The 25,709-nt window shown below is 71.5% G+C and carries 26 protein-coding genes; 13 read left to right on the forward strand and 13 right to left on the reverse strand.

Annotated features, from left to right (window positions below; genetic code table 11):
* Positions 1-2: 2 nt before the first annotated feature.
* A complete protein-coding gene (locus tag JJ691_RS27705; protein WP_211762552.1) occupies positions 3-1,007 on the reverse strand; it encodes a flavin monoamine oxidase family protein in 1,005 nt (334 codons plus the stop codon).
* Between the two features lie 94 nt (positions 1,008-1,101).
* On the opposite strand from JJ691_RS27705, the gene JJ691_RS27710 reads away from it, so the two are divergent.
* Positions 1,102-2,007, forward strand: coding sequence for a LysR family transcriptional regulator (locus tag JJ691_RS27710; protein ID WP_211762553.1), 906 nt, complete (start codon positions 1,102-1,104; stop codon positions 2,005-2,007).
* On the opposite strand, the gene JJ691_RS27715 is transcribed toward JJ691_RS27710, so the two are convergent.
* The 4 genes from JJ691_RS27715 to JJ691_RS27730 all read right to left on the reverse strand — a co-directional run bounded on the left by JJ691_RS27715 (position 2,004) and on the right by JJ691_RS27730 (position 6,263).
* Positions 2,004-3,191: a cytochrome P450 family protein gene (locus tag JJ691_RS27715; RefSeq protein ID WP_211762554.1), complete on the reverse strand. Its 1,188-nt coding sequence runs from the start codon at positions 3,189-3,191 to the stop codon at positions 2,004-2,006. The genes JJ691_RS27710 and JJ691_RS27715 overlap by 4 nt on opposite strands.
* 68 nt (positions 3,192-3,259) lie before the next feature.
* Positions 3,260-4,357 carry a branched-chain amino acid aminotransferase gene (locus JJ691_RS27720; RefSeq protein WP_211762555.1) on the reverse strand — a complete coding sequence of 366 codons (1,098 nt, stop codon included), beginning with the start codon at positions 4,355-4,357 and terminating at the stop codon, positions 3,260-3,262.
* 65 nt (positions 4,358-4,422) lie between these two features.
* Positions 4,423-5,055: a DUF402 domain-containing protein gene (locus JJ691_RS27725; RefSeq protein WP_249227057.1), complete on the reverse strand. Its 633-nt coding sequence runs from the start codon at positions 5,053-5,055 to the stop codon at positions 4,423-4,425.
* Entirely contained in the window at positions 5,052-6,263 is a 1,212-nt protein-coding gene (locus tag JJ691_RS27730; RefSeq protein ID WP_211762556.1) for an APC family permease, read from the reverse strand. The genes JJ691_RS27725 and JJ691_RS27730 overlap by 4 nt, the downstream gene beginning before the upstream one ends.
* Positions 6,264-6,384: 121 nt before the next feature.
* Between JJ691_RS27730 and JJ691_RS27735 the strand changes: the two genes are divergently transcribed.
* On the forward strand, positions 6,385-7,878 hold the full coding sequence (locus JJ691_RS27735) for a leucyl aminopeptidase (RefSeq protein ID WP_211762557.1): 1,494 nt from the start codon (positions 6,385-6,387) through the stop codon (positions 7,876-7,878).
* A 64-nt stretch (positions 7,879-7,942) separates the two neighbouring features.
* Here JJ691_RS27735 and JJ691_RS27740 read toward each other — a convergent pair whose 3' ends face one another.
* Complete coding sequence (locus JJ691_RS27740; RefSeq protein WP_211762558.1) at positions 7,943-8,503, reverse strand: GNAT family N-acetyltransferase; 561 nt, start codon at positions 8,501-8,503, stop codon at positions 7,943-7,945.
* A 76-nt stretch (positions 8,504-8,579) separates the two neighbouring features.
* Between JJ691_RS27740 and JJ691_RS27745 the strand changes: the two genes are divergently transcribed.
* A complete protein-coding gene (locus JJ691_RS27745; RefSeq protein ID WP_211762559.1) occupies positions 8,580-9,020 on the forward strand; it encodes an OsmC family protein in 441 nt (146 codons plus the stop codon).
* On the opposite strand, the gene JJ691_RS27750 is transcribed toward JJ691_RS27745, so the two are convergent.
* Positions 9,005-9,343 (reverse strand): oxidoreductase, encoded by a 339-nt coding sequence (locus JJ691_RS27750; RefSeq protein ID WP_211762560.1) that lies wholly within the window; start codon positions 9,341-9,343, stop codon positions 9,005-9,007. The genes JJ691_RS27745 and JJ691_RS27750 overlap by 16 nt on opposite strands.
* 201 nt (positions 9,344-9,544) lie before the next feature.
* Here JJ691_RS27750 and lpdA point away from each other — a divergent pair, with 201 nt between their 5' ends.
* From lpdA to JJ691_RS27780, 6 genes are all read left to right on the forward strand, one after another.
* Complete coding sequence (gene lpdA / locus JJ691_RS27755; RefSeq protein ID WP_211762561.1) at positions 9,545-10,915, forward strand: dihydrolipoyl dehydrogenase; 1,371 nt, start codon at positions 9,545-9,547, stop codon at positions 10,913-10,915.
* A gap of 54 nt (positions 10,916-10,969) precedes the next feature.
* The gene (sucB, locus tag JJ691_RS27760) at positions 10,970-12,706 is read left to right on the forward strand and encodes a 2-oxoglutarate dehydrogenase, E2 component, dihydrolipoamide succinyltransferase (RefSeq protein WP_211762562.1); all 1,737 of its coding nucleotides are present in this window, start codon (positions 10,970-10,972) and stop codon (positions 12,704-12,706) included.
* A 178-nt stretch (positions 12,707-12,884) separates the two neighbouring features.
* Positions 12,885-13,781 carry a TIGR01777 family oxidoreductase gene (locus JJ691_RS27765; protein WP_211762563.1) on the forward strand — a complete coding sequence of 299 codons (897 nt, stop codon included), beginning with the start codon at positions 12,885-12,887 and terminating at the stop codon, positions 13,779-13,781.
* Positions 13,782-13,790: 9 nt separating this feature from the next.
* Positions 13,791-14,522, forward strand: a complete 732-nt coding sequence (gene lipB / locus JJ691_RS27770; RefSeq protein ID WP_211762564.1) for a lipoyl(octanoyl) transferase LipB — start codon at positions 13,791-13,793, stop codon at positions 14,520-14,522.
* A 57-nt stretch (positions 14,523-14,579) separates the two neighbouring features.
* Complete coding sequence (locus JJ691_RS27775) at positions 14,580-15,602, forward strand: serine hydrolase (protein ID WP_211762565.1); 1,023 nt, start codon at positions 14,580-14,582, stop codon at positions 15,600-15,602.
* 3 nt (positions 15,603-15,605) lie between these two features.
* Positions 15,606-16,064 carry a winged helix-turn-helix domain-containing protein gene (locus JJ691_RS27780; RefSeq protein ID WP_211762566.1) on the forward strand — a complete coding sequence of 153 codons (459 nt, stop codon included), beginning with the start codon at positions 15,606-15,608 and terminating at the stop codon, positions 16,062-16,064.
* A gap of 6 nt (positions 16,065-16,070) precedes the next feature.
* Here JJ691_RS27780 and JJ691_RS27785 read toward each other — a convergent pair whose 3' ends face one another.
* Positions 16,071-16,859, reverse strand: a complete 789-nt coding sequence (locus tag JJ691_RS27785) for an alpha/beta fold hydrolase (RefSeq protein WP_211762567.1) — start codon at positions 16,857-16,859, stop codon at positions 16,071-16,073.
* Positions 16,847-17,785 (reverse strand): LLM class F420-dependent oxidoreductase, encoded by a 939-nt coding sequence (locus tag JJ691_RS27790; RefSeq protein WP_211771763.1) that lies wholly within the window; start codon positions 17,783-17,785, stop codon positions 16,847-16,849. Before JJ691_RS27790 ends, JJ691_RS27785 begins: the two co-directional genes overlap by 13 nt.
* Before the next feature lie 130 nt (positions 17,786-17,915).
* Between JJ691_RS27790 and JJ691_RS27795 the strand changes: the two genes are divergently transcribed.
* Positions 17,916-18,854, forward strand: coding sequence for a LysR family transcriptional regulator (locus JJ691_RS27795; protein WP_211762568.1), 939 nt, complete (start codon positions 17,916-17,918; stop codon positions 18,852-18,854).
* Here the strand turns inward: JJ691_RS27795 and JJ691_RS27800 are convergent.
* Positions 18,772-19,377 (reverse strand): TetR/AcrR family transcriptional regulator, encoded by a 606-nt coding sequence (locus tag JJ691_RS27800; RefSeq protein WP_249228282.1) that lies wholly within the window; start codon positions 19,375-19,377, stop codon positions 18,772-18,774. The two genes, JJ691_RS27795 and JJ691_RS27800, sit on opposite strands and share 83 nt — an antisense overlap.
* Positions 19,378-19,526: 149 nt before the next feature.
* Between JJ691_RS27800 and JJ691_RS27805 the strand changes: the two genes are divergently transcribed.
* Positions 19,527-19,967: a hypothetical protein gene (locus tag JJ691_RS27805; RefSeq protein WP_211762570.1), complete on the forward strand. Its 441-nt coding sequence runs from the start codon at positions 19,527-19,529 to the stop codon at positions 19,965-19,967.
* Between the two features lie 45 nt (positions 19,968-20,012).
* Complete coding sequence (gene lipA / locus JJ691_RS27810) at positions 20,013-21,011, forward strand: lipoyl synthase (RefSeq protein WP_211771764.1); 999 nt, start codon at positions 20,013-20,015, stop codon at positions 21,009-21,011.
* Between the two features lie 69 nt (positions 21,012-21,080).
* Here the strand turns inward: lipA and JJ691_RS27815 are convergent, their stop codons facing one another.
* From JJ691_RS27815 to JJ691_RS27825, 3 genes are all read right to left on the reverse strand, one after another.
* Positions 21,081-22,115, reverse strand: coding sequence for a saccharopine dehydrogenase family protein (locus JJ691_RS27815; protein ID WP_211762571.1), 1,035 nt, complete (start codon positions 22,113-22,115; stop codon positions 21,081-21,083).
* 128 nt (positions 22,116-22,243) lie between these two features.
* Positions 22,244-23,053 (reverse strand): M48 family metalloprotease, encoded by an 810-nt coding sequence (locus JJ691_RS27820; RefSeq protein WP_211762572.1) that lies wholly within the window; start codon positions 23,051-23,053, stop codon positions 22,244-22,246.
* A gap of 418 nt (positions 23,054-23,471) precedes the next feature.
* Complete coding sequence (locus tag JJ691_RS27825) at positions 23,472-23,927, reverse strand: hypothetical protein (RefSeq protein WP_211762573.1); 456 nt, start codon at positions 23,925-23,927, stop codon at positions 23,472-23,474.
* A gap of 247 nt (positions 23,928-24,174) precedes the next feature.
* On the opposite strand from JJ691_RS27825, the gene JJ691_RS27830 reads away from it, so the two are divergent.
* Positions 24,175-25,665: an alpha/beta fold hydrolase gene (locus JJ691_RS27830; protein ID WP_249227058.1), complete on the forward strand. Its 1,491-nt coding sequence runs from the start codon at positions 24,175-24,177 to the stop codon at positions 25,663-25,665.
* Positions 25,666-25,709: the final 44 nt, after the last annotated feature.

Here is a 25,709-nt window from a genome sequence, read left to right on the forward strand (position 1 = left end):
TGTCACCTGTTTCCGGTTGTGGCGGCGACGGCGCGAACGCTGGCCGCCAGTGCGCCTTCGACGTGGCCGGCGAACGCGGTCGCGGTTTCGGTGGAAGCCCAGTGCAGACGGCCGTCCGCGGCCGGGCGGGTGTAGAGCGGATGCCCGAACCAGGAGTAGTCGGCACGAGCGTGGACGTCCGGCGGGGACGTCCACGGCTCCCGGCTCCAGTCCTGAATGTGCACCTGCTCGGGCGATGCGGCGCGATTTCCGTACAGGCGCACGAGTTGCGCGACGGCGGCCTGCGCCGAGACCTCGCCAACGGCGAAGCCGAACAACGCCGCCGGGTTGCCGCCGGGACCGGACATGTCGTGGATCTCCCGCAGCGGGCCCACCATGCTGATCGCCGCGCCGGCCAGTCCCTGCTCACGCCAGAACGGTTCGGCGTACCGGACGACGACCTTGGTGACCGCGCCCATCCACACCGGCGTCTTCGCGGCCAGGCGCATGAGCTCCGGCGACAGTGCGTCGCCGGCGAACGACACCGCCAGGGCAGGTGGCACGGCCATGATCACGTGCTGGGCGCGGAACACGGCCTCGGACGTGGTGACTCGCAGGCCCGCGGGGTCGGCACTGACAGCTGTGACCGGGGCTCCGAACCGCAGCGGCACTTTGGTCGCCAGCGCAGTGGCGAGGCTCGCGGCACCGTCCACGTAGCGAAAGGCCGGCACGTCGATCGAGTTCCCTTTCACGCGGTTCACCGCGGTGGGGCTCTCGTACACGGCGTCGCCGGTCAGATGCTGGTCGAACACGGCGATGCCGGTGCGCTCCACCAAGTCCCGCACCCGCCGCTCCCCCGGCCAGAACCAGGTCGCCCCCAGGTCCAGCGGCCCGGCCGACAGCAGCCGGCCGCCCGGCCGGTCCCGTGCCTCGACGCAGACCACGTCCACACCCCGATCGACCAGCGCGGCGGTCGCGGCCAGCCCGGCGATGCCGGCGCCGATCACGACCACCTCGTGACCCTCCACGATCCCACTCCCGTTGTTCATGCCCGTCCCGGCCCTTGCCCGCCGATTACGATGTTGACGTGCGGATTTGGGACGCGGAAGTGGGAATCGGAGCATGACCGCCATAACCGCCATGCATGGCGACACGGTCAGGGTCACGCAGCTGCACTACGTCCGAGCGGCGGCCGACCTGGGCTCGTTCTCGGCCGCGGCGGCCGCGCTGGGCGTCACCCAGCCGTCGCTCTCGCGGGGCATCGTGGCGTTGGAACGGACTCTCGGCGGCGCCCTGTTCGTCCGGTCCACCACCGGCGTCGCCCTCACGCCGCTGGCCAAGCGGATCATGCCGCACCTGCACGACGTGCTCGGCTCCCTCGGCTCGCTGCTGGGCGAAGCCCGCGCCGCCACCGAGGCCGACGCCCAACCGCTGCGACTGGGCGTCTCACCGCTGATCCGGCCCGAACTGATCGGCCGCGCCTTCCAGGCCACCCGCGGCCGCGGCCCCGCCGCCCTGGTGCTCCGGGAGGATGACCTGGCCGGCCTGCGGGCCGGTCTCCTCGCCCGCGAGCTCGACGTCATCCTCGTCCCCGCCGTGACGGCCACCGACCCGTCGCTGCGTCGATGTGAGATCGACAGCGAGGAACTGCGCTACCGCCCGGGATCCACACTGTCCACACCGGACGATGACCGGCCGGTCGAGCTGACCGAGCTGGCCGACCAGTCGCTGGTGATGGTCGGCGAGTCCTGTGGCCTCAACACCTTCATCCGGGCCCTGTTCACCAGCGCCGGCGCCGCCCTCGCCCCGTACCCCGGCGTGGCCGACAGCTACCGCAGCGTCGAGGACTGGGCCGGCCTCGGCCTCGGCGCCGCCGTCCTGCCCCGCTCCCGCTTCCGGCACCCTTCGCGCACCCGCCCGGTCCACTTCCGCGGCGAACCGGTCCGCATCCGCTACGAGGCCCTGTGGCCCACCGGCAGCACCCGCGAGGCGGCCATTGGCGACCTGGTCGACACCATCGTGGATTAGTGCCCGAACTCGACATTCGCTTGCCCGAGAGCGGGACTCGCGAGGTTCACCGGCAGGGACTTCAGGGCGTGGGAGCGGAAGGAGCTGCGCCACGGGAGATCGCCGACCGGGACGGCGATGCGCAGGTCGGGGTGCCGGTCGAACAGGGTCTCCAGGGCAATGCGGGTTTCCAGGCGGGCCAAGGGGGCGCCGAGGCAGTAGTGCGGACCGTGGCCGAAGGTGAAGTGCTGGGCGGGCCGCGAAGGGTCGAAGGAGTCCGGGGACGCGAACCGGGAGGGGTCGCGGTTGGCGGACATGACGCCGAGGTAGACGGTGGAGCCGGCGGGAATGGTCACGCCATCGACATCGATGTCCTCCAGCGGGAAGCGGCGGATGGCGAACGGCAGCGGCGGCGCGTGGCGGAGCAGTTCCTCGACGACCTCGGGCAGCCGGGCGGGTGCGCGCAGCGAGGGATCCTCGACCAGGGCCAGCACGCCGTTGACGATGACGTGGGCGACGTTCTCCACACCGGCCAGCAGGAGCAGGAAAGCCAGCGACACCAACTCGTTCTCGGTCATCCGGTCCTGCTCGTCACGAGCTTGGATGATCGCCGACAGCAGGTCGTCGCCGGGTTCGGTGCGGCGGCGGCCGACCAGCTCCAGCATGAACTTCTGCAGGTTGGCCACGCCCTCGACGACGTCGCTGGGCTGGGTGGGCGCGAACATGGCGGTGATCCACGAGCCGAACGCCTGACGGTCCTGCGCGGGCACGCCGATCAGGTCGGAGATCACGTGCAGCGGCAGCTGGGCGGCGAACGAGGGCACGAGGTCGACGGCGGGGCCCTCGATCCGGTCCACCAGGCGGGTCGCCACGGCCTGGATGCCCTCGGTCATCAGCTCGACGCGCCGGGCGGTGAAGGCCTTGGACACGATCCGCCGCAGCCGCTGGTGGTTGTCGCCGTCCTGGCTGAGCAGGTTGGCGTCCAGCTCCGGCGGCAGCGAGAAACCGACGTAGGCGTCCCGGGAATTGGCCTTGTCCATGGACATCCGGGCATCGCCGAACAGCCGCTGCACGTCGACGGCCCGGGTCACGATCCACGCCGTCTGCCCGTCGGGCATGGTCACCCTGTGCGCGGGCGCCTGCTCGCGCAGCCGCCGGTGCTCCGGGTACGGATCGGCGTGGTACTCGGCGTCGAACAAGGCCATGTGTTCCCCCTGACAGACGAAAACCCCGTGGGACCAAGGACATGGTCCCACGGGGCGTCGACTGGAGGTCAGGCGAAGGTGCGCATCCAGCCGTGGGTGTCGGCCCCGCCGCGCTGGATGCCGGTGAGGGCCTCGCGCAGCTTCATGGTCACCGGGCCGGCCTCGCCGCCGTTGACGAGGAACTCGCCGTCGGCGTGCTTGACCCGGCCGACGGGGGTGATCACGGCGGCGGTGCCGCAGGCGAACACCTCGGTCAGCTCGCCGGTCCCGACCTTCTTCTCCCATTCCTCGGTGGACACCCGCCGCTCCTCGACCGGGTGGCCGAGGTCGGCGGCGACCTGGAGGATGGAGTCACGGGTGATGCCGGGCAGCAGCGAGCCGGACAGCTCCGGCGTGACCACCTTCGCCTCGGCCCCGGAGCCGAACACGAAGAACAGGTTCATGCCGCCCATCTCCTCGACCCAGTGCCGCTCCATGGCGTCCAGCCACACGACCTGGTCGCAGCCTTCCGCGGCGGCCTGGGCCTGGGCCTGCAGCGAGGCCGCGTAGTTGCCGGCGCACTTGGCCGCGCCGGTGCCGCCGGGGGCGGCCCGCACGAACTCGGTGCACAGCCACACGCTCACCGGCTTGAGGCCGCCGGCAAAGTAGGAGCCGGCGGGCGAGGCGATGAGCGCGTACAGGTACTCCTTGGCCGGCCGGACGCCGAGGCCCTTCTCCGTGGAGATCATGAACGGCCGCAGGTAGAGGGACTCCTCGGCCTGCTCGGGCACCCAGCGGCCGTCCACCCGCAGCAGCTCCTCGATCGACCCCAGGAACAGGTCGTCGGGCAGCTCGGGCATGGCCAGCCGGCGCGCCGAGGAGCGGAACCGCTCGGCGTTGGCCTCGGGCCGGAACGACTTCAGCGAGCCGTCGGGCTGGCGGTAGGCCTTGAGTCCCTCGAAGATCGCCTGACCGTAGTGCAGCACCATCGCCGCCGGATCGAGCTCCAGCGACTGGTAGGGCCGCACGACCGGGTCGTGCCAGCCCTGCTCCGAATTCCAGCTGATCGTCACCATGTGGTCGGTGAAGTGCTGTCCGAAGCCCGGCGAAGCCAGTACCCGCGCTACCTGCTCCGGGGTCGCCGGCGACGGGTGCGGGACATGGCTGAAGTGGGTGCCTGGCGTCATGTCAGAAGGCTAACGCCTACTCGCCGGTCAGAAAATCGCAGTCCCAAAGATCGGACGTCCAACCATCAGTAGTCGCCGTCCGGCAGCGTCGGCGCAGGCCAGTCGGGGTCCGGGCGGAAGTCGGTCCACGTGCCGTCGAACGGGAAGCGGCCGGCCTCGGCCAGCGCGATGACCCGCTCCCCCTCGGCCCGCAGCAGTCGCAGGTGCTCGGCCGAGAACCGCCCGGCCCGCACGCTCTCGTCGGCCTCGTCCTCGTCCTTCCAGGCCCAGCTGCGGTCCGGCGCGACGGCCACGTCCAGCGCGCCATCGACCCGGTCCACAGTGGACGCGGTGCGGCCCAGCGGGATCTCCAGGTTCACGTACCAGCCCTGGAACTCCCAGTCCCGGCTGAAGAACCACCACACGCTCGACCACCGGTCCTCCTCGACCAGGCGCAGGTTGGCCGAGGTGTGCCAGACGTGCGGGTACCGCTCCCGCTCGATGGTGAACCGCTGCTCGATCGGCACGTCGCGCGGGTCCTTGCCGCCGATCAGCCGGGTGCCGACGATCGGCGTGTCGGCGGGCAGCCAGCCGACCAGCGCCCGCCCGTCGTCGGACAGCACGGACAGCGGATGGACCTGGCCGAGAGTGCCGTCGAGACGGCGGAACCGCAGCAGCGCGGTGGCGCCCGGAGCCCAGATCGCCGATACGTTCGTCACACCGTTCGACGGTACAGAGACATCCCTGCGGAGCCGAGCAGAACGACCCCGATCGTTGTAGCGAGCAGGAACGGCGGCATGGTCATGCCGTACAGAACGGACAGTCCCAGCCCGAAGCACGCGGTGCGCATCGGCCAGGTGCGGTCCTCCTTGAGCAGGATCCGCGCGGAGGCGTTGGTGAACGCGTAGTAGGCCAGCATCGCGCAGGCGGCGAAGCCGATCGCCGTCGACGGCGGCACCGCGATCAGCATCACGGCGATCACCAGGCCGCCGATCCAGCCGGCCGCGCGGTCACTCGTGAGTGCCGCCGGCAGGTCGCGGGCCTTGGCCACCGTGGTCACGGTGCGACGCGCCCCCGACAGCACGCCCAGCAGCGCGGCGACAGTCGCGACGGCGGCTCCGGCCGTGACCAGGGGCACGATCCACTGGCCGTCGGCCGAAACCACGGCGTCCAGCAGCGGGGCCGGCGACAGCGCCAGCCGGGTCGGACCGAGCTGGCGGAACGCCGCGTAGCCGACAGCCAGGTAGACGCCGAGCACGAGCACCAGGGACACCGGGATGGCCAGGTGCAGCCGGCGGGCGGTGAAGGACGGCTCGTCGAGGCCGGGCGCGGTGATCCGCTCGAAGCCGAGGAACGCGAACACCAGGATGCCGGCCGAGGTCAGCAGCCCGAGCGGCTGGTCGGCGTCGGGGGCGTTGGTGATCGGGGGCGGCGGCACGGCCGCGCACGTGGCCACGACCAGCGCCAGCATCACGACCACAATGGACACGACCGCCCAGTTCAGGCCGCGGTTGAGCCGAAAGCCGACCACGTCCAGGGCCACCGAGATCGCCAGCACGGCCAGCGCCCCGAGCAGTGGACGCGACGGCGTGACGTACGCCCCGAACGTGCCGGCGATGGCGGCCGCGGCGGCCAGCCGGCCGGCGATGGACGCGCTGCCGGCCATCCGGCCGGGCCACGGCCCGAGCAGTTGCGTGGTGTAGCGGTAACCGGCGCCGTCACCGGGAAAGGCTCGCGCCTGGTCGGCGGTGGAGAACGCACTGCACGCCGCGAGCAGCGCCGCCAGCACGACACCGACCAGCGCGTAGCTGCCGGCGACGCCGGACGCGGGGCCGAAAGCCGCGAACACGCCGGCGCCGAGCATCCCGCCGACACCGAGCAACACGGTGTCGGACGCCGGAAGCTGCCGGCGTAGCGTGCGTGTCACGCTGCCCACCTTCTCAGACGCGCCCTGTGATCGGCAGCCACCTGTCGAATGACGCTCACGGCACGGTAGTTAGCATCGGTTTTCAAGTTGTCCACCGCTGCAGGATGTCGAGGAGCCAAAAGTGACCGCGCCGAAGCTAGCACTGACCGACAGCGACCTGGTCGCTCTGGCCGTGGACGTTGTCGTCATCGGCACAGTCCAGGGTCCCGACGGCCTCGAGCTGGCCCCGGGATCGGACGCCGTCGCCGCGGCGTTCGACGGTGGCCTGCCCGCGCTGCTCGGTGTGCTCGGCGCGAGCGGCAAGGCCGAGGAGATCGTGAAGGCGCCCACCGGCGGCAAGCTCGCGGCCCCGCTGCTGATCGCGGTCGGCCTGGGCAAGCCCGGCGAGCACGGCGTGGGCACCGAGCAGGTGCGGCGCGCGGCCGGCGCGGCGGCGCGGGCCCTGGGCAAGGCCAAGAAGGCGGCCAGCACGCTGTCCGCCGTGGACCTCGGCGCGGCCGTCGAGGGCACCCTGCTCGGTTCGTACACCTTCACGCAGTACAAGTCCGAGGCCGCCGCGGCCACCCTGGCCAAGGTCGAGCTCGTCAGCCCGGCCGAAGGCACGGCCAAGGAGCACAAGGCGGCGCTCAAGGCGCACACCGCCATCGCCGAGGCCGTGATCATCACTCGCGACCTGGTGAACACCCCGCCCAACGACCTGTACCCGGGCAGCTTCGCCGAGCGGGCCGTCGAGCTGGCCAACGCCAACGGCATCGAGGTCGAGGTGCTGGACGAGAAGGCGCTGCGCAAGGGCGGCTTCGGCGGCATCCTCGGCGTCGGCGGCGGCTCGGCCCGCCAGCCCCGCCTGGTGCGGCTGGCCTACAAGGGCCCCAAGGCCCGCAAGAAGGTCGCCCTGGTCGGCAAGGGCGTCACGTTCGACACCGGCGGCATCTCGATCAAGCCGGCGGCCGGCATGGACGAGATGACTTCCGACATGGGCGGCGCGGCGGCCGTGGTGGCCAGCGTCGTGCTGGCGGCCAAGCTGAAGTACCCGCTGGAGGTCGTCGCCCAGGTGCCGATGGTCGAGAACATGCCCTCCGGCGACGCCTACCGTCCCGGCGACGTGCTGACCATGTACGGCGGCAAGACCGTCGAGGTGCTCAACACCGACGCCGAGGGCCGGCTGATCCTGGCCGACGCGATCGTGCGGGCCGGCGAGGAGAACCCCGACTACCTGATCGACACCGCCACCCTGACCGGCGCCGCCGTGGTCGCGCTGGGCAAGCGCACCGCCGGCGTGCTGGGCACCGACGAGTTCCGGGACCGGGTCGCCGAGCTCGGCAACGCCGTCGGCGAGGGCAGCTGGGCCATGCCGATGCCCGAGGAGCTGCGCTCCGACCTCGACTCCCGGCTCGCCGACCTGGCCAACGTCACCGGCCACCGCTGGGGCGGCATGCTCGCCGCGGCCCTGTTCCTGAAGGACTTCGTGCCGGCCGGCCTGCCGTGGGCCCACATCGACGTGGCCGGCCCGGCCTACAACACCGGCGGCCCCTTCGGCTACACCACCAAGGGCGGCACCGGCGTGCCGGTCCGCACCATCGCCGCCGTGCTGGCCGACATCGCCGCCAACGGCTGACCGCTGCCATGAAGGGGCCTTTCCTGACGTTGAACGTCAGGAAAGGCCCCTTCCAAGCGGTGTGTCAGGCCTTGAACGAGTGCAGGTCGGCGGCGGACAGGGTCTGGTCGGCGTCGCACCACTCGAAGGTCCGGACCGTCCGGAAGCCCAGCCGGTCGGCGAGGCGCAGCGAGCGCATGTTGGCGGTCTGGGTCCGCAGGATGACGGGCTGGTCGGGGAGTTCGGCCGCGGCCGCGCGCAGGACGGCGGTGGCGGCCTCGAAGGCCAGTCCGGCGCCCCAGGCGTCGCGGTGCAGCAGGTAGCCCAGTTCCAGCTCCTCGGCGTTGTCGGTGAGATGACCAGGCTCGTCGGCGGCGGACCGGGTGAGCTGGATCGTGCCGACGAAGCCGTCGGTGGCCTTGTCGGCGATGCAGAACAGGCCCGGCGCGTTGGTCAGGTTGGCCATGCCGATCTCGTGGATGCGCTGCTCGACAGCCTCGCGCGAACTCGGACCGCCGATGTAGGCACCGACCTCGGGGTCGGTCCGGAGCTCGATGAGCCGTTCCCGATCGGCCTCGCGAGACTCACGCAGCACCACCCGGTCCGCCTCGATCCGGACGGCGGACAGCGTCGGCAACTCGCTCATGTTTTCCCCCCAGGCTGGACGTTGATCTATTCCGTGGACGCCCCCACCGACACCGGGTTGCGCGTATACAAGGCGTATGCGTGAGCACGGGTACGAGGTCGAAGTGAGCTGGACCGGGGCGACCACCGGGTATCGGGAGTACTCACGGGCCCACGAGGTCGCGGGGACGGGCAAGCCGGTGATCCCGGGCTCGGCCGACCCGGCGTTCCGGGGCGACCGGGACCGCTACAACCCCGAGGAGCTGCTGGTGGCTTCGCTGTCCCAGTGTCACATGCTCTGGTTCCTGCACCTGGCCACGGACGCGGGCATCGTGGTCACGTCCTATCGGGACCGCGCGGTGGGCACGATGGCCGAGAGCGCCGACGGCGGCGGGCGGTTCACGAGCGTGACGCTACGACCCGAGGTGACCGTCCACAGTGGCCACGAGAAACTGGCCGAGCTGCACGACAGAGCCCATCACCTGTGCTTCGTCGCCAACTCGGTGAACTTCCCGGTGACCGTTCAGTCGGTGGCCTGACGGCGGGACCGGGTGCGCTGGCGGGCGGTGTACTCGCGCATGCGCTTCGGGTAGCCGACCTTGCTCACCTCGTAGACCGGCAGCCCGAGCTTGCGGCCGAGCCGGAACGCCGCCTGCTCGTCGCCGATGCGCCGACGGGTCCACTCGCCGTCGTGAGCGACCAACACCACAGTGGTCTCCGTCACCGTGGTCCGGGGCTCCACGAAGGCCTCCACACCCCGGTGCGACGCCGCCCACGCCTCCAGGTGGGAGGTGTCGTGCGAGGTCGCGCCCCGGGTCACGCCTGGACGCCCCGTCCTGCGGAAACGATCGAACAGGCCCACCGGCGCCTCCTCCCATATCGGACGTCTCAAGTCAATCGTGCCAGCCGCGGGGGTCGAAGAGTGTGAAACCCCCTCGATCCCTGCCCCGGTCAGGGCAGCCGCGACGGCGAAGTGACAAGATGGCCACTGTTGACGCGCGCGTACACGCGCGCGTCAACCCGCAGACCACGAATTGCCACTGTTGCCAGTCGAGGAGATCCCGTGACCGACACCTCCGCCGACCTTGTGATCCTGGGCGGCGGCTCGGGCGGCTACGCCTGCGCCTTCCGCGCGGCCGAGCTCGGCCTGTCCGTCATCCTGGTCGAGAAGGACAAGCTGGGGGGCACCTGCCTGCACCGCGGCTGCATCCCGACCAAGGCGCTGCTGCACGCGGCGGAGGTCGCCGACGCGGCCCGCGAGGGCGACAAGTTCGGTGTGAAGAGCTCGCTCGAGGGCATCGACATGCCGGGCGTGAACTCCTACAAGGACGGCGTGATCAGCGGCCTCTACAAGGGCCTGCAGGGCCTGGTGAAGGCCAACAAGGTCACGCTCGTCGAAGGCGCCGGCACCTTCCAGGGCCCGAACACGGTCGTCGTCGACGGCAACCGCTACACCGGCAAGAACGTGGTGCTGGCCACCGGTTCCTACGCCCGCAGCCTGCCCGGCCTGGAGATCACCGGCCGGGTCATCACCAGCGACCAGGCCCTCAACCTGGACTGGATCCCGGAGAAGGTCGTCGTGCTCGGCGGCGGCGTCATCGGCGTCGAGTTCGCCAGCGTATGGAACTCCTTCGGCGCCGACGTGACCATCGTCGAGGCGCTGCCGCGGCTGGTCCCGGCCGAGGACGAGTGGGCCTCCAAGCAGCTGGAACGCGCCTTCCGCAAGCGCGGCATCAAGTTCAAGACGGGCGTGAAGTTCACCGGCGCCACGCAGAACGACTCCGGCGTGTCGGTCAGCCTGGAGAACGGCGACGTGCTGGACGCCGACCTGCTGCTGGTGGCCGTCGGCCGCGGCCCGAACACCGCCGGCCACGGCTACGAGGAGGCCGGCGTCCGGATGGAGCGCGGCTTCGTCATCACCGACGAGCGGCTGCGCACCAGCCTGCCCGGCGTGTACGCGGTCGGCGACATCGTGCCCGGCCTGCAGCTGGCCCACCGCGGCTTCCAGCAGGGCATCTTCGTGGCCGAGGACATCGCCGGCCAGAACCCGCGGGTCATCGACGAGGCCGGCATCCCACGCGTGACGTACTGCAACCCCGAGGTCGCCTCGGTCGGCCTGACCGAGGCCGCGGCCAAGGAGAAGTACGGCTCCGCGACCACCTACCTGTACAGCCTGGCCGGCAACGGCAAGAGCCAGATCCTCAAGACCAGCGGCGGCGTGAAGCTGGTCAAGGCGCCGGACGGCCCGGTCGTCGGCATCACCCTCGTCGGCGAGCGCGTCGGCGAGCTCATCGGCGAGGCCCAGCTGGTCTACAACTGGGAGGCGTTCCCGGAGGACGTGGCCCCGCTGATCCACGCGCACCCCACCCAGACAGAAGCCCTCGGCGAGGCGTTCCTCGCCCTGGCCGGCAAGCCGCTGCACGTGCACGGCTGACCCGTCGGCACCCAGTCAGCCACGCGAGCAACGAGCACGAGGAGTCACTAACCCATGGCCTTCTCCGTCCAGATGCCGGCACTCGGCGAGAGTGTCACGGAGGGCACCGTCACCCGCTGGCTCAAGAACGAGGGCGAGCGTGTCGAGGTCGACGAGCCCTTGCTGGAGGTCTCCACCGACAAGGTCGACACCGAGATCCCGTCGCCGGCCGCCGGTGTGCTCACGCGCATCGTCGTCAAGGAGGACGAGACCGTCGAGGTCGGCGCCGAGCTCGCCGTGATCGGCGACGGCGCGTCGGCTCCCGCCCCGGCGCCGGCCCCCGAGCCCGCCGCCGCGCCGGCCCCGGCCCCGGCTCCGGTGGCTGCGGCCCCGGCCGCGCCGGCTCCGGCCGTCGCCCCGGCGCCGGCCCCGTCGGCCGGTCCGGCCCAGGGCACCGAGATCACCATGCCGGCGCTCGGCGAGAGCGTCACCGAGGGCACGGTCACCCGCTGGCTCAAGCAGGTCGGCGACCACGTCGACGTGGACGAGCCGCTGCTGGAGGTGTCCACCGACAAGGTCGACACCGAGATCCCGTCCCCGGTCGCCGGCACCCTGCTGGAGATCAGCGCCGGCGAGGACGCCACCGTCGAGGTCGGCGGCAAGCTGGCCGTCATCGGCGACGGCGCGTCGGCTCCGGCCGCTGCTCCGGCTCCGGCTCCCGCGCCGGTTGCTCCGGCTCCCGCCCCGGCTCCGGCCGTGCCGGCCCCGGCCCCCGTGGCTGCCACCCCGGCCCCGGCTGCCCCGGCTCCCGCGCCGGTCGCCGCCGCGCCGGCTCCGGCCGCGTCCGCCGAGGACGCCAACGGCGCGCCGTACGTGACGCCGCTGGTCCGCAAGCTGGCGTCGGAGAACGGCATCGACCTGAACTCGCTGCAGGGCACCGGCGTCGGTGGCCGCATCCGCAAGCAGGACGTGCTGGCCGCCGTGGAGGCCAAGAAGGCCCCCGCCCCGGCGCCGGCCGCCGCTCCCGCGGCCCCGGCCGCGTCGGCCCCCGCCGCCGCGTCCGCCGCGCCGTCGCCCGAGGCGGCCGCGCTGCGGGGCACCACGCAGAAGATGACCCGGATCCGGCAGACCATCGCCAAGCGCATGGTGGAGTCGCTGCAGGTCTCGGCCCAGCTCACCACCGTGATCGAGGTCGACATCACCCGGATCGCCCGGCTGCGCGACCGCGCCAAGCGGGGCTTCGAGGCGCGGGAGGGCGTGAAGCTGTCCTTCCTGCCGTTCTTCGCCAAGGCCGCGGTCGAGGCGCTCAAGCAGCACCCGCAGGTCAACGCCTCCATCAACGACCAGACGATGGAGGTCACCTACCACGGCGCCGAGCACCTGAGCATCGCCGTGGACTCGCCGCGCGGCCTGATGGTGCCGGTCATCCACAACGCCGGTGACCTCAACATCGCCGGCCTGGCCCGCAAGATCGCCGACCTGGCCGAGCGGACCCGCAACAACAAGATCAAACCGGACGAGCTGGCCGGCGGCACCTTCACGCTGACCAACACCGGCAGCCGGGGCGCCCTGTTCGACACGCCGATCCTGAACCAGCCGCAGGTCGGCATGCTCGGCACCGGCGCCGTGGTCAAGCGCCCGGTCGTGGTGGCCGACGAGGCCGGCGGCGACACCATCGCCATCCGGTCCATGGTGTACCTGGCCCTGTCCTACGACCACCGCCTGGTGGACGGCGCGGACGCGGCCCGCTTCCTCACCACGATCAAGCACCGCTTGGAGGAGGGCGCCTTCGAGGCCGACCTCGGCCTCTGAGGCGAATAGCGCACCAAGGAGGGCTGCCGCCCACACCGGGCAGCCCTCTTTTTCGCGCGAGTCCCGCTCTCAGGCAGCCATGTGTCGAGTTCCGGAACTCGACATTCAGTTGCCTGACAGCGGGACTCGCGGGGACCCCGGTGCTGCGGTTCACGGGTGGGCGGGGGACGATCGAGGCATGCGCGTGGTGGTGGCCGGCTCGTCCGGCTTGATCGGTTCCGCCCTGCTGCCGGTGCTTCGGCACGCCGGCCACGAGGTGCTGCGCCTGGTGCGCCGGCCGGCGGCGGCCCGGGACGAGCGGACCTGGGACCCGCCGGCGGGGCGGATCCAGGACGGCACGCTGGACGGCGTGGACGCGGTGCTGAACCTGTGCGGGGCGGGCATCGGCGACAAGCGCTGGAGCCAGGCCCGCAAGCAGACCCTGCTGGACTCCCGGGTCGAGCCGACCGAGGTGCTGGCGGCGGCGGTCGCCGAGCACAAGGTGCCGGTGCTGGTGAACGCGTCGGCGGTCGGCTTCTACGGGGACACCGGCGACAAGGTCGTCGACGAGTCGGGGCCGAAGGGCCAGGGTTTCCTGGCCGACCTGGTGCACGAGTGGGAGTCGGCGACCCAGCCGGCGCGGGACGCGGGCGCCCGGGTGGTGGTCCTGCGCACGGGCCTGGTGCTCGCGGAGTCCGGCGGCCTGCTGGGCAAGCTGCGGCCGCTGGTGTCGTTCATGCTGGGCGGCAAGCTCGGCGACGGCCGGCAGTACTGGCCGTGGATCTCGCTGGACGACGAGCTGGCGGCGATCCGCTTCGTGCTGGAGCACGACGACATCTCGGGTCCGGTGAACCTGTGCGCGCCGGAGCAGCTGACCAACGCCCAGCTGACCCGGGAGCTGGGCGAGGCGCTGGGCCGCCCGACGCCGTGGACGGTGCCGGGCTTCGCGATCCGGGCGGTGCTGGGCGAGTTCGCCGACGAGGGCATCCTGATCGGCCAGCGGGCGACCCCGAAGGCGTTGCTGGCGCACGGTTTCGAGTTCCAGCACGAGACCCTGGCCACCGCGCTCGCGGACGTCGTCGGGACGCGGGCGTAAAGTCGGTACGTGACGACCTCATCCTGCCGCGCCACGGCCGATCCCGTGCAGGTGCGGCCGCTGGGCACCATCGACTACGCCGACGCGTGGGAGCTCCAGCGCGAGCTGCTCAACGCTCGCGCGGACGGCGTCGGTCCGGACACCCTGTTGCTGCTGGAGCACCCGTCGGTCTACACCGCCGGCAAGCGCACCGAGCCCGCGGACCGGCCGCAGGACGGCACGCCGGTGATCGACGTGGACCGTGGCGGCAAGATCACCTGGCACGGTCCGGGGCAACTGGTCGGCTATCCGATCGTCAAGCTTTCCGACCCGGTCGACGTCGTCGACTACGTGCGGCGCGTCGAGCAGGCCCTGATCCACGTCTGCGACGCGTTCGGCCTGGCCACCGGCCGGGTCGAGGGCCGCAGCGGGGTATGGCTGGCCGCCGACGGCGACCGCCCCGAGCGCAAGATCGCCGCCATCGGCATCCGGGTGCAGCGCGGCGTCACCATGCACGGCCTGGAGATCAACTGCAACGCCGACCTGGACGCCTTCGGCAAGATCATCCCGTGCGGCATCCGCGACGCCGGCGTCACCTCGCTGTCGGCCGAGCTGGGCCGGGACGTGACCGTGGCCGAGGTCCAGCCCCTGGTCCAGGCGGCCGTGCTGGCCGCGATCGAGGGCACGCTGCCGCTCACGGTCCGCAACATCGAGCGCAACCAGCCGACGGCCGCCGGGGTGACGTTCTCCCTGTCTTCCTGACAGACGCCTCTCTTCTCTGATATTCCGTAACTACGGAAAAACGGAAGAGGGGGTTCCATGCTGTCCAGACGACACGTGTTGGCCGGCGCGGCGGCGGTCGCGGCCGCGCCGCTGCTGCTGCCGGGCCGGGCTGTTGCTGCTGAAGGCACTGACTGGGGCGAGTGGCTGGCCAAGCACCGCGACAACGTCAAGGTGTTCGCCGACGACGGCCGCGACGGGCGCATTGCGCACCAGGAGTGCCGAATGTCGCCGATGGCGTCCGCCTACAAGGCGATCCACGCCGCCGCCTTCGCCGGCAGCGGCATCAACCCGCAGCGCCAGATCAAGATCCGCGACTGGGAGTCGTACTACCTGCCCGGCACGGACGGCAATGCGCACCCGAACTCGTTGGCGATGCTGGGGATTCCGGCCAACGGGGCGTGGGCCGCGGACCCGGACCAACTGGTGCCGTTGGACTGGGTGGTGCGGGCGATGATCATCCAGAGCGACAACTCGGCCGCCGACTATCTGCACGACCTGCTCGGGGTGCCGGCGCTGCGCCGGACGGCGGCCCGCGGCGGCTGGCCGGAAGCCCAGGTGCCGGCGCTGATCGGCCAGGTGCTCCGCCTGTGGTGGCCGGGCACGAACGACGAGTTGGCCAGGCGGTTTCTGACCGATACCGAGTTCCACGCGGCGGCGCTCGCGAAGCTGTCCCAACCCCCGATCGTGGACCCGTTCGCGTGGGCGAAGACAACACACCGCGCCAGCGCCGTGGACTTGGCCTCGCTGCATCGGTCCATCGCCACGGAACGGATTCCCGGCCGGCGCTACCTGGAGCTGGCGCTCGCCCCGCTCGTGCAGCCCGGTGAGCTGGGCATCGGCTACAAGGGCGGTGAGCTGCCGGGCATTCTCACCCTGGCGTTCTCACTGCGCCGCGCCGACGGCACGATCGGCATCAGCGTGGTCCTGGTGTCGGATCTCACCGCGGACGACTACAAGGCGCTGCATGCGAACGAGGGCGACTTCGCCATGTTCTGCCTGGGCATGCTGCGGGACCCGGCGGTGCTCGCGCGGGTCGGGAAGGCACTCGGGCATGCTTGATCAGTGTCTGACTACGCCGAACGGATCGCCGACCTCGAACGCCGCGTCGCCGCCCTGGAGGGCCAGCGGCCGACAGCCGAGGCGTTGGCGGCGGGCATTGTCGGGTACCAGGGCGACGTCCATCTCAACGGCGACCTGTCCTGGCAGATCAAGTTCGGCGTGGACGCGACGCTCCAGCTGCCCGACGGCCCGCGGGTCGATCTGCTCGCGGCGCTGGGCCACCCGGTGCGGACGGCGATCGTCCGGCACCTGATCGCCAACGGGGCGCAGCCCGCCCCCGCCTTGTCGGAGGCGGCCGGGCTGCGCTCCACCGGCCAGCTCTACCACCACCTGAAGGCCCTGGTCTCGGCCAAGGCGGTGGAGCAGGACAGCCGCGGCAGCTACCAGGTGCCGCCCACGGCCGTCATTCCCCTGCTGGTGATCCTCACGGCCGCCGCGGACGTCGCCGGCCAGCTGCGGTGATCTACCTCAACTCGACATTCGGTTGCCTGACAGCGGGACTCGCCGGAGAAATGCGGTCAACAGTTCGGCGGCGCGGGTGGGGTCCTCGGCGGGGAACAGGTGGCCGGCGCCGGGTTCGATCACCAGTTCCGAGTCGGGGATCCGCTGCCGCAGCGTGGTCACGGCGTCGACCGGCGCGATGCCGTCACGGGTGCCGGTGACGACCAGGGTCGGCACGTCGACCGACGCCGCCAGCGCGGCGAAGCCGGTGTCGAAGTAGCTGAGGAACGCCTCGGTCATCGCCCGCACGCTGGCGTTGCGGTAGTTCTCGTAGTCCATCTCCAGGATCCACCGCCGCCGCGCCTTGTCCTTGGTGACGATGACAAACGCGTCGGCCAGGTACACGGCGGGCTTGCTGCACAGCCAGATCCGCGCCAGCGGCGCGGGCAGCCAGGAGCCGATCCGGTAGTACAGCTTGCCCAGCCAGGCGGTGGGGCCGGTCGCCTCGGACACCGGGTTGAACAGGCACAACCCGTCCAGCGCGGCCCCGTACTTCGCGGCGTAGACCAGCGAGATGGACGCCCCCAGCGAGTGGCCGGCGAGCACGAACCGGTCCAGTCCCAAGGACAGCCGCAGCCGCTCGATCTCGGCGGCGTAGTTCTCCAGGGTGTGCGGCACGGTCAGCGGCGGCGACGTGCCGTAGCCCGGCAGGTCCGGCACGACGACGTCGACCCCGTCGAGCGCGTCGGCCAGTTCCCGCAGGCCACGGTGGTCGCCGCCGAGCCCGTGCAGCAGCAGGACGGTCACTTGGTCCACTTGGCGGCGACCTCCGCCGCGAAGAGGTCCAGGTGGTCCAGGTCGGACAGGTCCAGCAACTGGAGGTAGAACCGGTTGGTGCCGGCTCCCTCGTGCCAGGCGCCGATGCGGTCCAGCACCTCGGCCGGCGTGCCGGTGAAGGCGTTCTGCTTCAGCTCGTCGACGTCGCGACCGATGGCGGCGGCGCGCCGAGCCACCTCGGCGTCGTCCCGGCCGACGACCACCGGCTGGGCCACCGACAGGATGATCGAGGACGGATCGCGGCCGATCGCCTCGCACGCCGCCTTGACCCGGTCGAACTGGGCCGCCGCGGTCTCGATCGAGCAGAAGCCGATGTTGAACTCGTCGGCGAAGCGGGCCGCCAGCCGGGGCGTGCGCTTGACGCCGTAGCCGCCGACCAGCACCGGCGGGCGCGGGCTCTGCGCCGGCTTGGGCAGCGCCGGCGAGTCGGTGACCTGGTAGTGCTTGCCGGCGAAGGAGTAGGTCTGGCCGGCGGGCGTGCCCCACAGGCCGGTGATGATCTCGACCTGCTCCTCGTACCGGTCGAAGCGCTCGCCCATCTCCGGGAACGGGATGCCGTAGGCGGTGTGCTCGACCTCGTACCAGCCGCTGCCGATGCCCAGTTCGACGCGGCCGCCGGACATCTGGTCGACCTGCGCGACGGAGATCGCCAACGGGCCGGGGTGGCGGAAGGTGATCGGGCTCATCAGGGTGCCCAGCCGCAGCCGGGACGTCTCGCGGGCCAGGCCGGCCAGCGTGATCCAGGCGTCGGTCGGGCCGGGCAGCCCGTCCGAGTCGCCCATCCGCAGATAGTGGTCGGAACGGAAGAAGGCGTCGTAACCGGCGTCCTCGGCGGCGCGGGCCACCCGGAGCAGGTCGTCGTAGGTGGCCCCCTGCTGGGGCTCGGTGAAGATCCGGAAGTCCACGGCCACCAACCTAGCCACCCAGCGAATGAATCGATCAGCTACTGCCCCCCGACCGGTCACAGACCTAAGGTCTGTGGTGACGCCGCGTGCTGTTGCCAGCCAAATACCGCCAAGAACACAGGTGATCAGCATGGAGTTGCGCCAGTTGTCGCATTTCGTCGCCGTAGCGGAGGAATGCCACTTCACCAGGGCGGCCCGGAGGCTGCACATCGCCCAGTCCAGCCTGTCCGCCTCGATCCAGACGCTCGAACGGGAGCTGGGGGCCCAGCTGTTCGTCCGGGACAAGCGCCAGGTCCGGCTGACCGACGCCGGCCGGGCGCTGCTGGTGGAGGCCCGACGGGCCCTGAGCACGGTGACGGCCGCCCGGGAGGCCGTGGCCGCCGTGCAGGGCGGCCTGCGAGGCCGGGTGATCGTCGGGCTCGCCCGGGCCGTGGACCACGGGGCCCTGATGGCCGCGCTCGGCCGGTTCCACCGGGCGCATCCGGACGTGGAGGTCGTGCTGGGCCACGACAGCTCGTCCCGGCTGCTCGACCAGGTCCGGGATGGGAGGCTGGACCTGGCCCTGCTGCTGATGCCGGCCAACCGGATGGCCGCCGCGCTGCCCAACGGTGCTCTGGGTGCCGAGGGGGTGACCGTCACGCCCGTGCGGCCGGAACGGCCGGTGGTGGCCTGCGGGCCCGACCACCGGTTCGCCCAGCGCAACGCCATCGGCCTCGGCGAGCTGCGGGCCGAGACGCTGGTCGACTTCCCGGGCGGCGGCAACGAGTTCGGCGGCAAGGTCGCGTTCCACGCCGACGACGTGCACACCATGCTGGACGTGGTGGCCGCCGGCCTGGCCATCGCGGTGCTGCCGCGCAGCACCGCCCGTGGCCGGGCCGGGGTGCGGTTCGTGGAGCTGCAGGGCGAGCCGCCGCTGTGGGAGCTGATGCTGGCGCACCCGGAGCGGTCCAACGCCGCCGCCGGCGCGCTGTTGGCCGCGCTGCTGGCTAGCGGCGACGACGCCGTGACGGCGGGACCGGTTCCGCCGGCGCGTCCGCACCTGCTGCTGCCGGTCGGCGCAGTCCGCTGACCACTCGGGTAATCGACCAGGCCACTTCCTCACTGGCCTTGCGCGGGTCGGCGGCGCCGGCGATCATGCTGGCGCCCGCCGACAGCGCCCCGTAGAGCAGCCGGGACATCACCTCGACCGGCATCTCGTCGATCTCGCCCGACTCGACCAGGGCCGTCACCGACTCGCGGATCAGGCCGTAGCTGAAGTGCTCCTCGGCCTCCCGCCAGCGGGCCCAGCCCATCACCACCGGGCCCTCGTGCACCACGATGCGCTGGAACGCCGGGTCCAGGCAGACCCGCACGTAGGCCCGCAGGCCGGCCATGGCCGTCTCCCACGGGTGGCCCGGGCTGCTGACGATCTCGCCGAGGCGGCGCATCGCCTTGGTCTCCACGGTGTCGAAGGCCGCCTCGAACAGCGCCTGCTTGCCGCTGAAGTGGTGGTAGAGCGCGCCCTTGGTGACGCGGGCCCGCTTGGCCACCTCGTCCAGCGAGGTGCCCGCGTACCCCCGCTTGGTGAACAGCTCCACAGCGCTGTCCACCAGGGCGTCCCTGGTGGATTCCGAATACTCGAGCCGTCTCGACCGCGCTGTCGCCACGCTCACAACTCTATCCACATACCGCCGGTACGTACCCGTGGTATGGTCGTCGTGTCGGACATACCGCGAGTATGCCGAAGACCGGAGGTACGACGATGAGCTGGAACGACTACTACCGTCGCCGGGACGTCATCGACGCCGTACTGGCCCACCCCGGCGCGATCGAGGAGACCTTCACCCGGGTCCCCGACGCCGCCGCCGTGTTCGCCGACACCGACGAGCTGCTGCTGGCCCTCGACCACAAGTGGACCCGCGCGCTGACCGCCCGCATCGGGCTGGCGCTGTCGGACACCGAGGGCGACCGGGTCGACGCCGTGTCCGCCGCGTGGCGACAGGCCGTGGCCGAGAACCCCGCGCTGCGCCGCCTGCTGGACGAGAACTCCGGCGGTGTGCTGGCCGATGCCACCGCCCGCGAGCACCGGATGCTGGCCCTGGCCGCCGGCCTGGCCGAGTTCGACGAGCCGAACGACACGCTGGAGCGCGTCGGCGGCGCGTTCGCCGCGCTGCTGCGCGGTCGGGTGCCCGCGGCTGCGTGACGGCCGCCACGCTGGGCAAAAGCGTAAGGTAGGCGTGTGACAGAGGTGCTCCCCGAGGGTCGGAAGTTGCTGCGCCTTGAGGTGCGCAACAGCCAGACCCCCATCGAGAAGAAGCCGTCCTGGATCAAGACGAAGGCCCGGATGGGCCCCGAGTACCAGGAGCTCAAGGGGCTGGTCCGCCGCGAGGGCCTGCACACGGTGTGCGAGGAAGCCGGCTGTCCCAACATCTACGAGTGCTGGGAGGACCGCGAGGCGACCTTCCTCATCGGCGGCGACCAGTGCACCCGGCGCTGCGACTTCTGCCAGATCGACACCGGCAAGCCGGCCGAGTTCGACCGCGAGGAGCCGCGCAAGGTCGCCGAGTCGGTGCAGGCCATGGGCCTGCGCTACTCGACCGTGACCGGGGTGGCCCGTGACGACCTGGCCGACGGCGGGGCCTGGCTGTACGCCGAGACCGTGCGCCAGATCCACACCATGAACCCGGGCACCGGCGTCGAGCTGCTGATCCCCGACTTCAACGCCGACCCCGAGCAGCTGGCCGAGGTGTTCGGCTCGCGGCCCGAGGTGCTGGCCCACAACCTGGAGACCGTGCCCCGCATCTTCAAGCGGATCCGGCCGGCCTTCCGGTACGAGCGGTCGCTGCAGGTGATCACCGAGGCCCGTGAGGCCGGGCTGGTCACCAAGTCCAACCTCATCCTCGGCATGGGCGAGACCCCCGAGGAGGTCACCGAGGCGCTGCACGACCTGCACGAGGCCGGCTGCGAGATCGTGACCATCACCCAGTACCTGCGGCCCAGCGTGCGGCACCACCCGATCGAGCGGTGGGTCAAGCCGGAGGAGTTCGTCGCCCACTCCGCCGACGCCGAGAAGATGGGCTTCTCCGGTGTGATGGCCGGGCCGCTGGTGCGCTCCTCCTACCGCGCCGGCCGGCTGTACGCCCAGGCCGTGCACAAGCGCGGCGAGCAACTGCCGGCCAACCTGGAGCACCTGCTCAAGGCCGGCACCGCCGCCCAGGAGGCCAGCAGCCTCCTGGCGCCGCGCTGACCCCGCGCCCTTTGTGCAGTGAAGGGGCATTCCTGGCGTTGAACGCTAGGAATGCCCCCTTCCGAGCGTCTAGGCGATCGGCGAGAGCGTCACGTCGTCGAGTTCGGCGATGAAGTCGGGGCCGAAGGCGGTCGCGGGGGTGTGGGAGCCTGGTTCCGCCGCGCCGGCGATGAGCTTGGTGACGGCACGGACGGCGGAGTCGGCAGTGAGCTGGTAGGCGTTGGGGCCGGTCAGGGTCATGGACAGCTGCCGGCCGGCGGCGTTGCGGACCTGACCCCAGACCTCGCAGCGGCTGCCGTCGCGGGTTCGCGCGCTGGGGCCGGGCAGCAGGCCGATGAACCGTTTGGCCATCTCCTGCGCGACGGCCGACCGGAACACCGGGGCCAGCAGGTTCTGCGCGGCGCCGGCGAACTCGGGCACCACGGTGTAGGTGGTGATGGTGGGGATGCCGGTGGTGCGGAAGGCGGTGCTGAGATCGCCCCACGGCACGGAGCCGACCCGGCGGGGACGTGAGGGGAACTCGACGACCCGGGTGCGGTGGCCGACCGGCACGGTGACCAGTGAGCCGTCGACCCGGGCCCGGCCGCCGGTGGTGATGCCCTCGACGGTGGTCTTCATGGTGCCGGGGCTCATCCCGCCGCCGACCACGAACGCCAGCTCCAGTTCGACGGCGTCGGGCAGCTCCCGGGCCAGCCGGGCGGCGATGCCGTCGGTGGGCACGACGTCGAAGCCGGCCCCGGGCAACAGCACCGTGCCGGCGCGGCGGGCCTCCCCGTCCCGGGCGAAGATCCGTTCGAAGACGTCGATCTCGCCGGTGATGTCCACGTAGTGGGTGCCGGTGGCCAGACAGGCGTCGACCATCGGCTCGGACGTCTCGGAGAACGGGCCGGCGCAGTGCACGACCGCGTCCACGTCGCCGAGGGCCTCGCAGAGCCGGTCCTGGTCGTCCAGGCCGACGGCCCGGTGTTCCAGCCCGAGTTCACGGGCGAGCGGCTCGAGCTTCTCGGCCGACCGCCCGGCGAGCACGGGGCGCTCGCCGCGCCGCCCCGCGACCTGTGCGATGAGCCGACCGGTGTAGCCGTTGGCGCCGTAGACCATCCACATACGTCGAGTATGACCAGCCGGCGCCGCCGTTGCTGCTCCCACCTCAACAACGGCGGCCCGCTCGTCAACAGTGGCAGCGTGGGAACGCGCTCACCAGGATCGACGGGGCACGCCGTCCAGGAGATAGGTCAATCCTTGGGACCGAACCAGCCGGTCAGCCGCTCCGGGTCAAGCACCGCGTTGCGGCGCAACGACAACGGCGGCTGCCCGAACGCGCCCCACAGGCGCAGCAGCGGATTGCGGGTCCGCCACTTGGCGAATGCGTCCATCGCGGCGATTCCCGAGCGCTGTCCGGCGCAACGGGCGGCGATCCGATCGCAGTCCAGCTCCCGCGTCCACGCGTAGGTCACGGCCAGCGCGGCGGCGCACGCCGCCACGGCGGCGGCCATCTGCCACGGCAGCACCCACAGCGACAGCGCGGAGATGGTGAGCAGGTACACCGCGACGACGGTCTCCCGCAGGGTCTCGTGCCGGGCCAGGTGCGCGAGCTCGTGGGCGACGACGAAGGTGGTGGCGATCGGCACGCGGTCCAGCAGTGTGTCGTTCAGCAGCACCACCCCGTGCCGGCCGGCGCGGTAGGAGCGGCCGACAGACCGGGAGCCGACCCGGACCCGGACGTCGGGGACCCCGGCAAGCGCTATCCCTGCGGCCAGCTGCGGCGCCAGCAGAGCCGGCCGCAGCCGGGTCCGCCGCTGCAACTGGCGTAATCGGCCGACGCGGACCAGCACCGCGGCGGCCAGCACCGCCATCGGCACGTCGATGACGTATCCCAGCACTCGCAAGGCGTCCTCACCCGCGACCAGGATCAGCACCACCCCGGCCGCGAGATAGCCGCCACCGACCACGACCAGCCAGCGGACGAGGTCTCGGTCCCTGGGCAGCACGGAGCCGACCACCTGTTCGTCAGCCGGAACCGGCTGCCCCTCCACCGAAGACACGTGCGCAGCGTACTTCCGTTCGGTCCACAGCGGACCTCCGACGACAGACGTTATGAAGTCGATTCGCGACGGAGCGTGACCTATCCGCCCCGACCACCCAAAACCGACATCGACGGCCTCGGATCGACACCGTCGGCCCGGGGCGTGACACATCGCAACTCTGCCAAGCGAAGCGCCATCCAGGCAAGCGCTTGCCAGCGACCGCCGCTGGTGGTGTCCACCGGGTCGGGCCCGTTCCGGATCCCGAAGTCCATAGTGGACACTCCGGGACATGCCGCCAACCCGACTGCGGTTTCACCGCACTGTCCACAATGGACGACGCGACTGCGGCTACCGCGCGCCCAGCGGACGCCGGGCGGGGCACTCGCATCACAGGCCTCCTCGGCGTCCGAGGTCACCGAGAGTACCAAAGCATGTGTCAACGGTGACGACCACCGCCGCCCCCGCCGTAGCCGCCCCCGCCGCCGTCCCAGCTGCCGCCGGACTGGCAGCAGTAGCCGCCACCGCCGGGACCTGGGAAGACGACCGTGACGGTGGACCGCCCGGGCGTAGTGGTCGGCGGCGGCGCGACCGGGGTGGTGGTCGTGGCGGGGACCGTTCCGGTGGCGACGAGGGTCAGCTTGCCGGCAGCCGGCGGCGCGGCGACCGTCTGATGGTCCGAGGGCGTGGTGGTGGTCACCGAGGTGGGGTCGCCGAGCGCGGTCACGGGAGTCGGGGCGTCCGAACCGCGGTACGGCTGCGGGACCGGTTCCGTGAAGGGGAACAGCGTCGAGGCGCGCGGGCCGACGCCGAAGATCGCGGTCAGCACCAGCAGGACTCCCAGCGCCGCCAACACGAAGACGTACCAGGGCGGCCGGCTGCCGGGTCCCGCCATTCGGCCGTCTCCACTCATCCGTGCCCCCTTGACCGATCGAGTGCGCAGAGGCTAATTCGGAACCTTGATCGGCTCAACCCCCTTGACCCGATCGGCAGATCCACAGTGGAGGCGAGCGATGCTCGGGACCGTCCGATGGGGACGGAACCGGACCTGATCAGGCACCGACACGTGACGCCGAACCGGGCAACGCGCTCGCGACGTTCAGCGGACGCGGCAACAGTCGCTGCGCCCCTACGGTTCGAGGGTGAAGGGAACTCGCCTGGCCGTCGCCGCGACCGCAGTCCTCGCCGCGATCTCCGTGCCCCCCGTGGCCGAGGCCGCGCCGGCCCCGACGATCGCCTGGGGACCGTGCCACAGCTTCATCCTCGTCGTCTCGGGCGCCCAGTGCGGCCTGCTGTCCGTGCCGCTGGACCACGGCGACCCCGACGGGCCGACGATCCAGATCGCACTCTCCCGAGTGCTGCACAAGGTTCCCGCCGCGCAGTACCAGGGCGTGCTGATCACCGAGCCCGGCGGCCCGGGCGGCTCCGGACTGGATCTGGCCGCGACCGGCAACCAGCTGCCCAACCACGCCGGCGACGCGTACGACTGGATCGGCTTCGATCCGCGGGGAGTCGGGGCAAGCGTGCCGAAGCTCACCTGTCAGAACGATTACATGGATTTCGACCGGCCCAGCTACCTGCCGCTCAACGACGTGCAGACGCAGACCTGGCTGAACCGGGCCCACACCTACGCCGACGCCTGTGCCGCGGCTGATCCCGAGCTGCTACCGCACATGCGGACCGCCGACACCGCGCGGGACATGGACAGCATCCGGGATGCCCTCGGCGCGCAACAGACGAGCCTGTACGGCTTCTCCTACGGCACCTACCTCGCGCAGGTGTACAGCTCGCTGTTCCCACAACGGGTGCGGCGCATGGTGTTGGACAGCACAGTGGACCCGAGCGGCGTCTTCTACCGCGACAACCTGGACCAGGATCTGGCCTTCGACCGCAACCTGCGGCTCTGGTTCGGCTGGTTGGCCGAACACAATGACGTCTATCACCTCGGTGGCACTGAATCGGCTGTCGAGAAGGTTTTCAACCGGCAGTTGCTGACCATCGCCCAGGCGCCGGCCGGCGGCGTGGTCGGGCCGGACGAGCTGATGGACGTGGTGCAGCAGGCGTCGTACTACCAGTTGAGCTGGCTCACGCTGGGCAAGGCGCTGTCGCGCTTCGTCAACCAGGGCGACTGGCAGACCATGAAGTCGCTGTTCGCGCAGATCGCCGGCGTGGGCGACGACAACGGCTACGCCGCGTACCTGGCCGTGCAGTGCAGCGATGTGCAGTGGCCCACCAGCTGGCAGCAGTGGCAGGCCGACGCCTGGCGCACGTTCGCGCAGGCGCCGTACTTCGCCTGGGGCAACGCGTGGTTCAACGCCCCTTGCCTGTTCTGGCACGCCAAGGCCGGGCCGCCGGTGCCGGTGGACGGGCGGCACGTCGGCGGTGTGCTGATGATCGACGAGACCCTGGACGCGGCTACGCCGTTCAGCGGCAGCCTCGAAGTGCGGCGGCGCTACCCCGGGGCCTCGCTGATCGCCGAGCCCGGCGGCACCTCGCACGCCGTCACACCACGCGGCAATGCTTGCGTCGACAACAAGATTTCGGCGTACCTGAGCACGGGCGCGCTACCCCCGCGCCGGCCGGGCAACGGGCCCGACCTGGCGTGCCGGCCGCTGCCCCGGCCGACGCCGTGACGCCCGGGTGACCGGTGTGTGTCGGTTCGCCGAATGCCGGCACG

This window comes from Kutzneria sp. CA-103260 (assembly GCF_018263855.1).
Taxonomy (GTDB): Bacteria; Actinomycetota; Actinomycetes; order Mycobacteriales; family Pseudonocardiaceae; genus Kutzneria.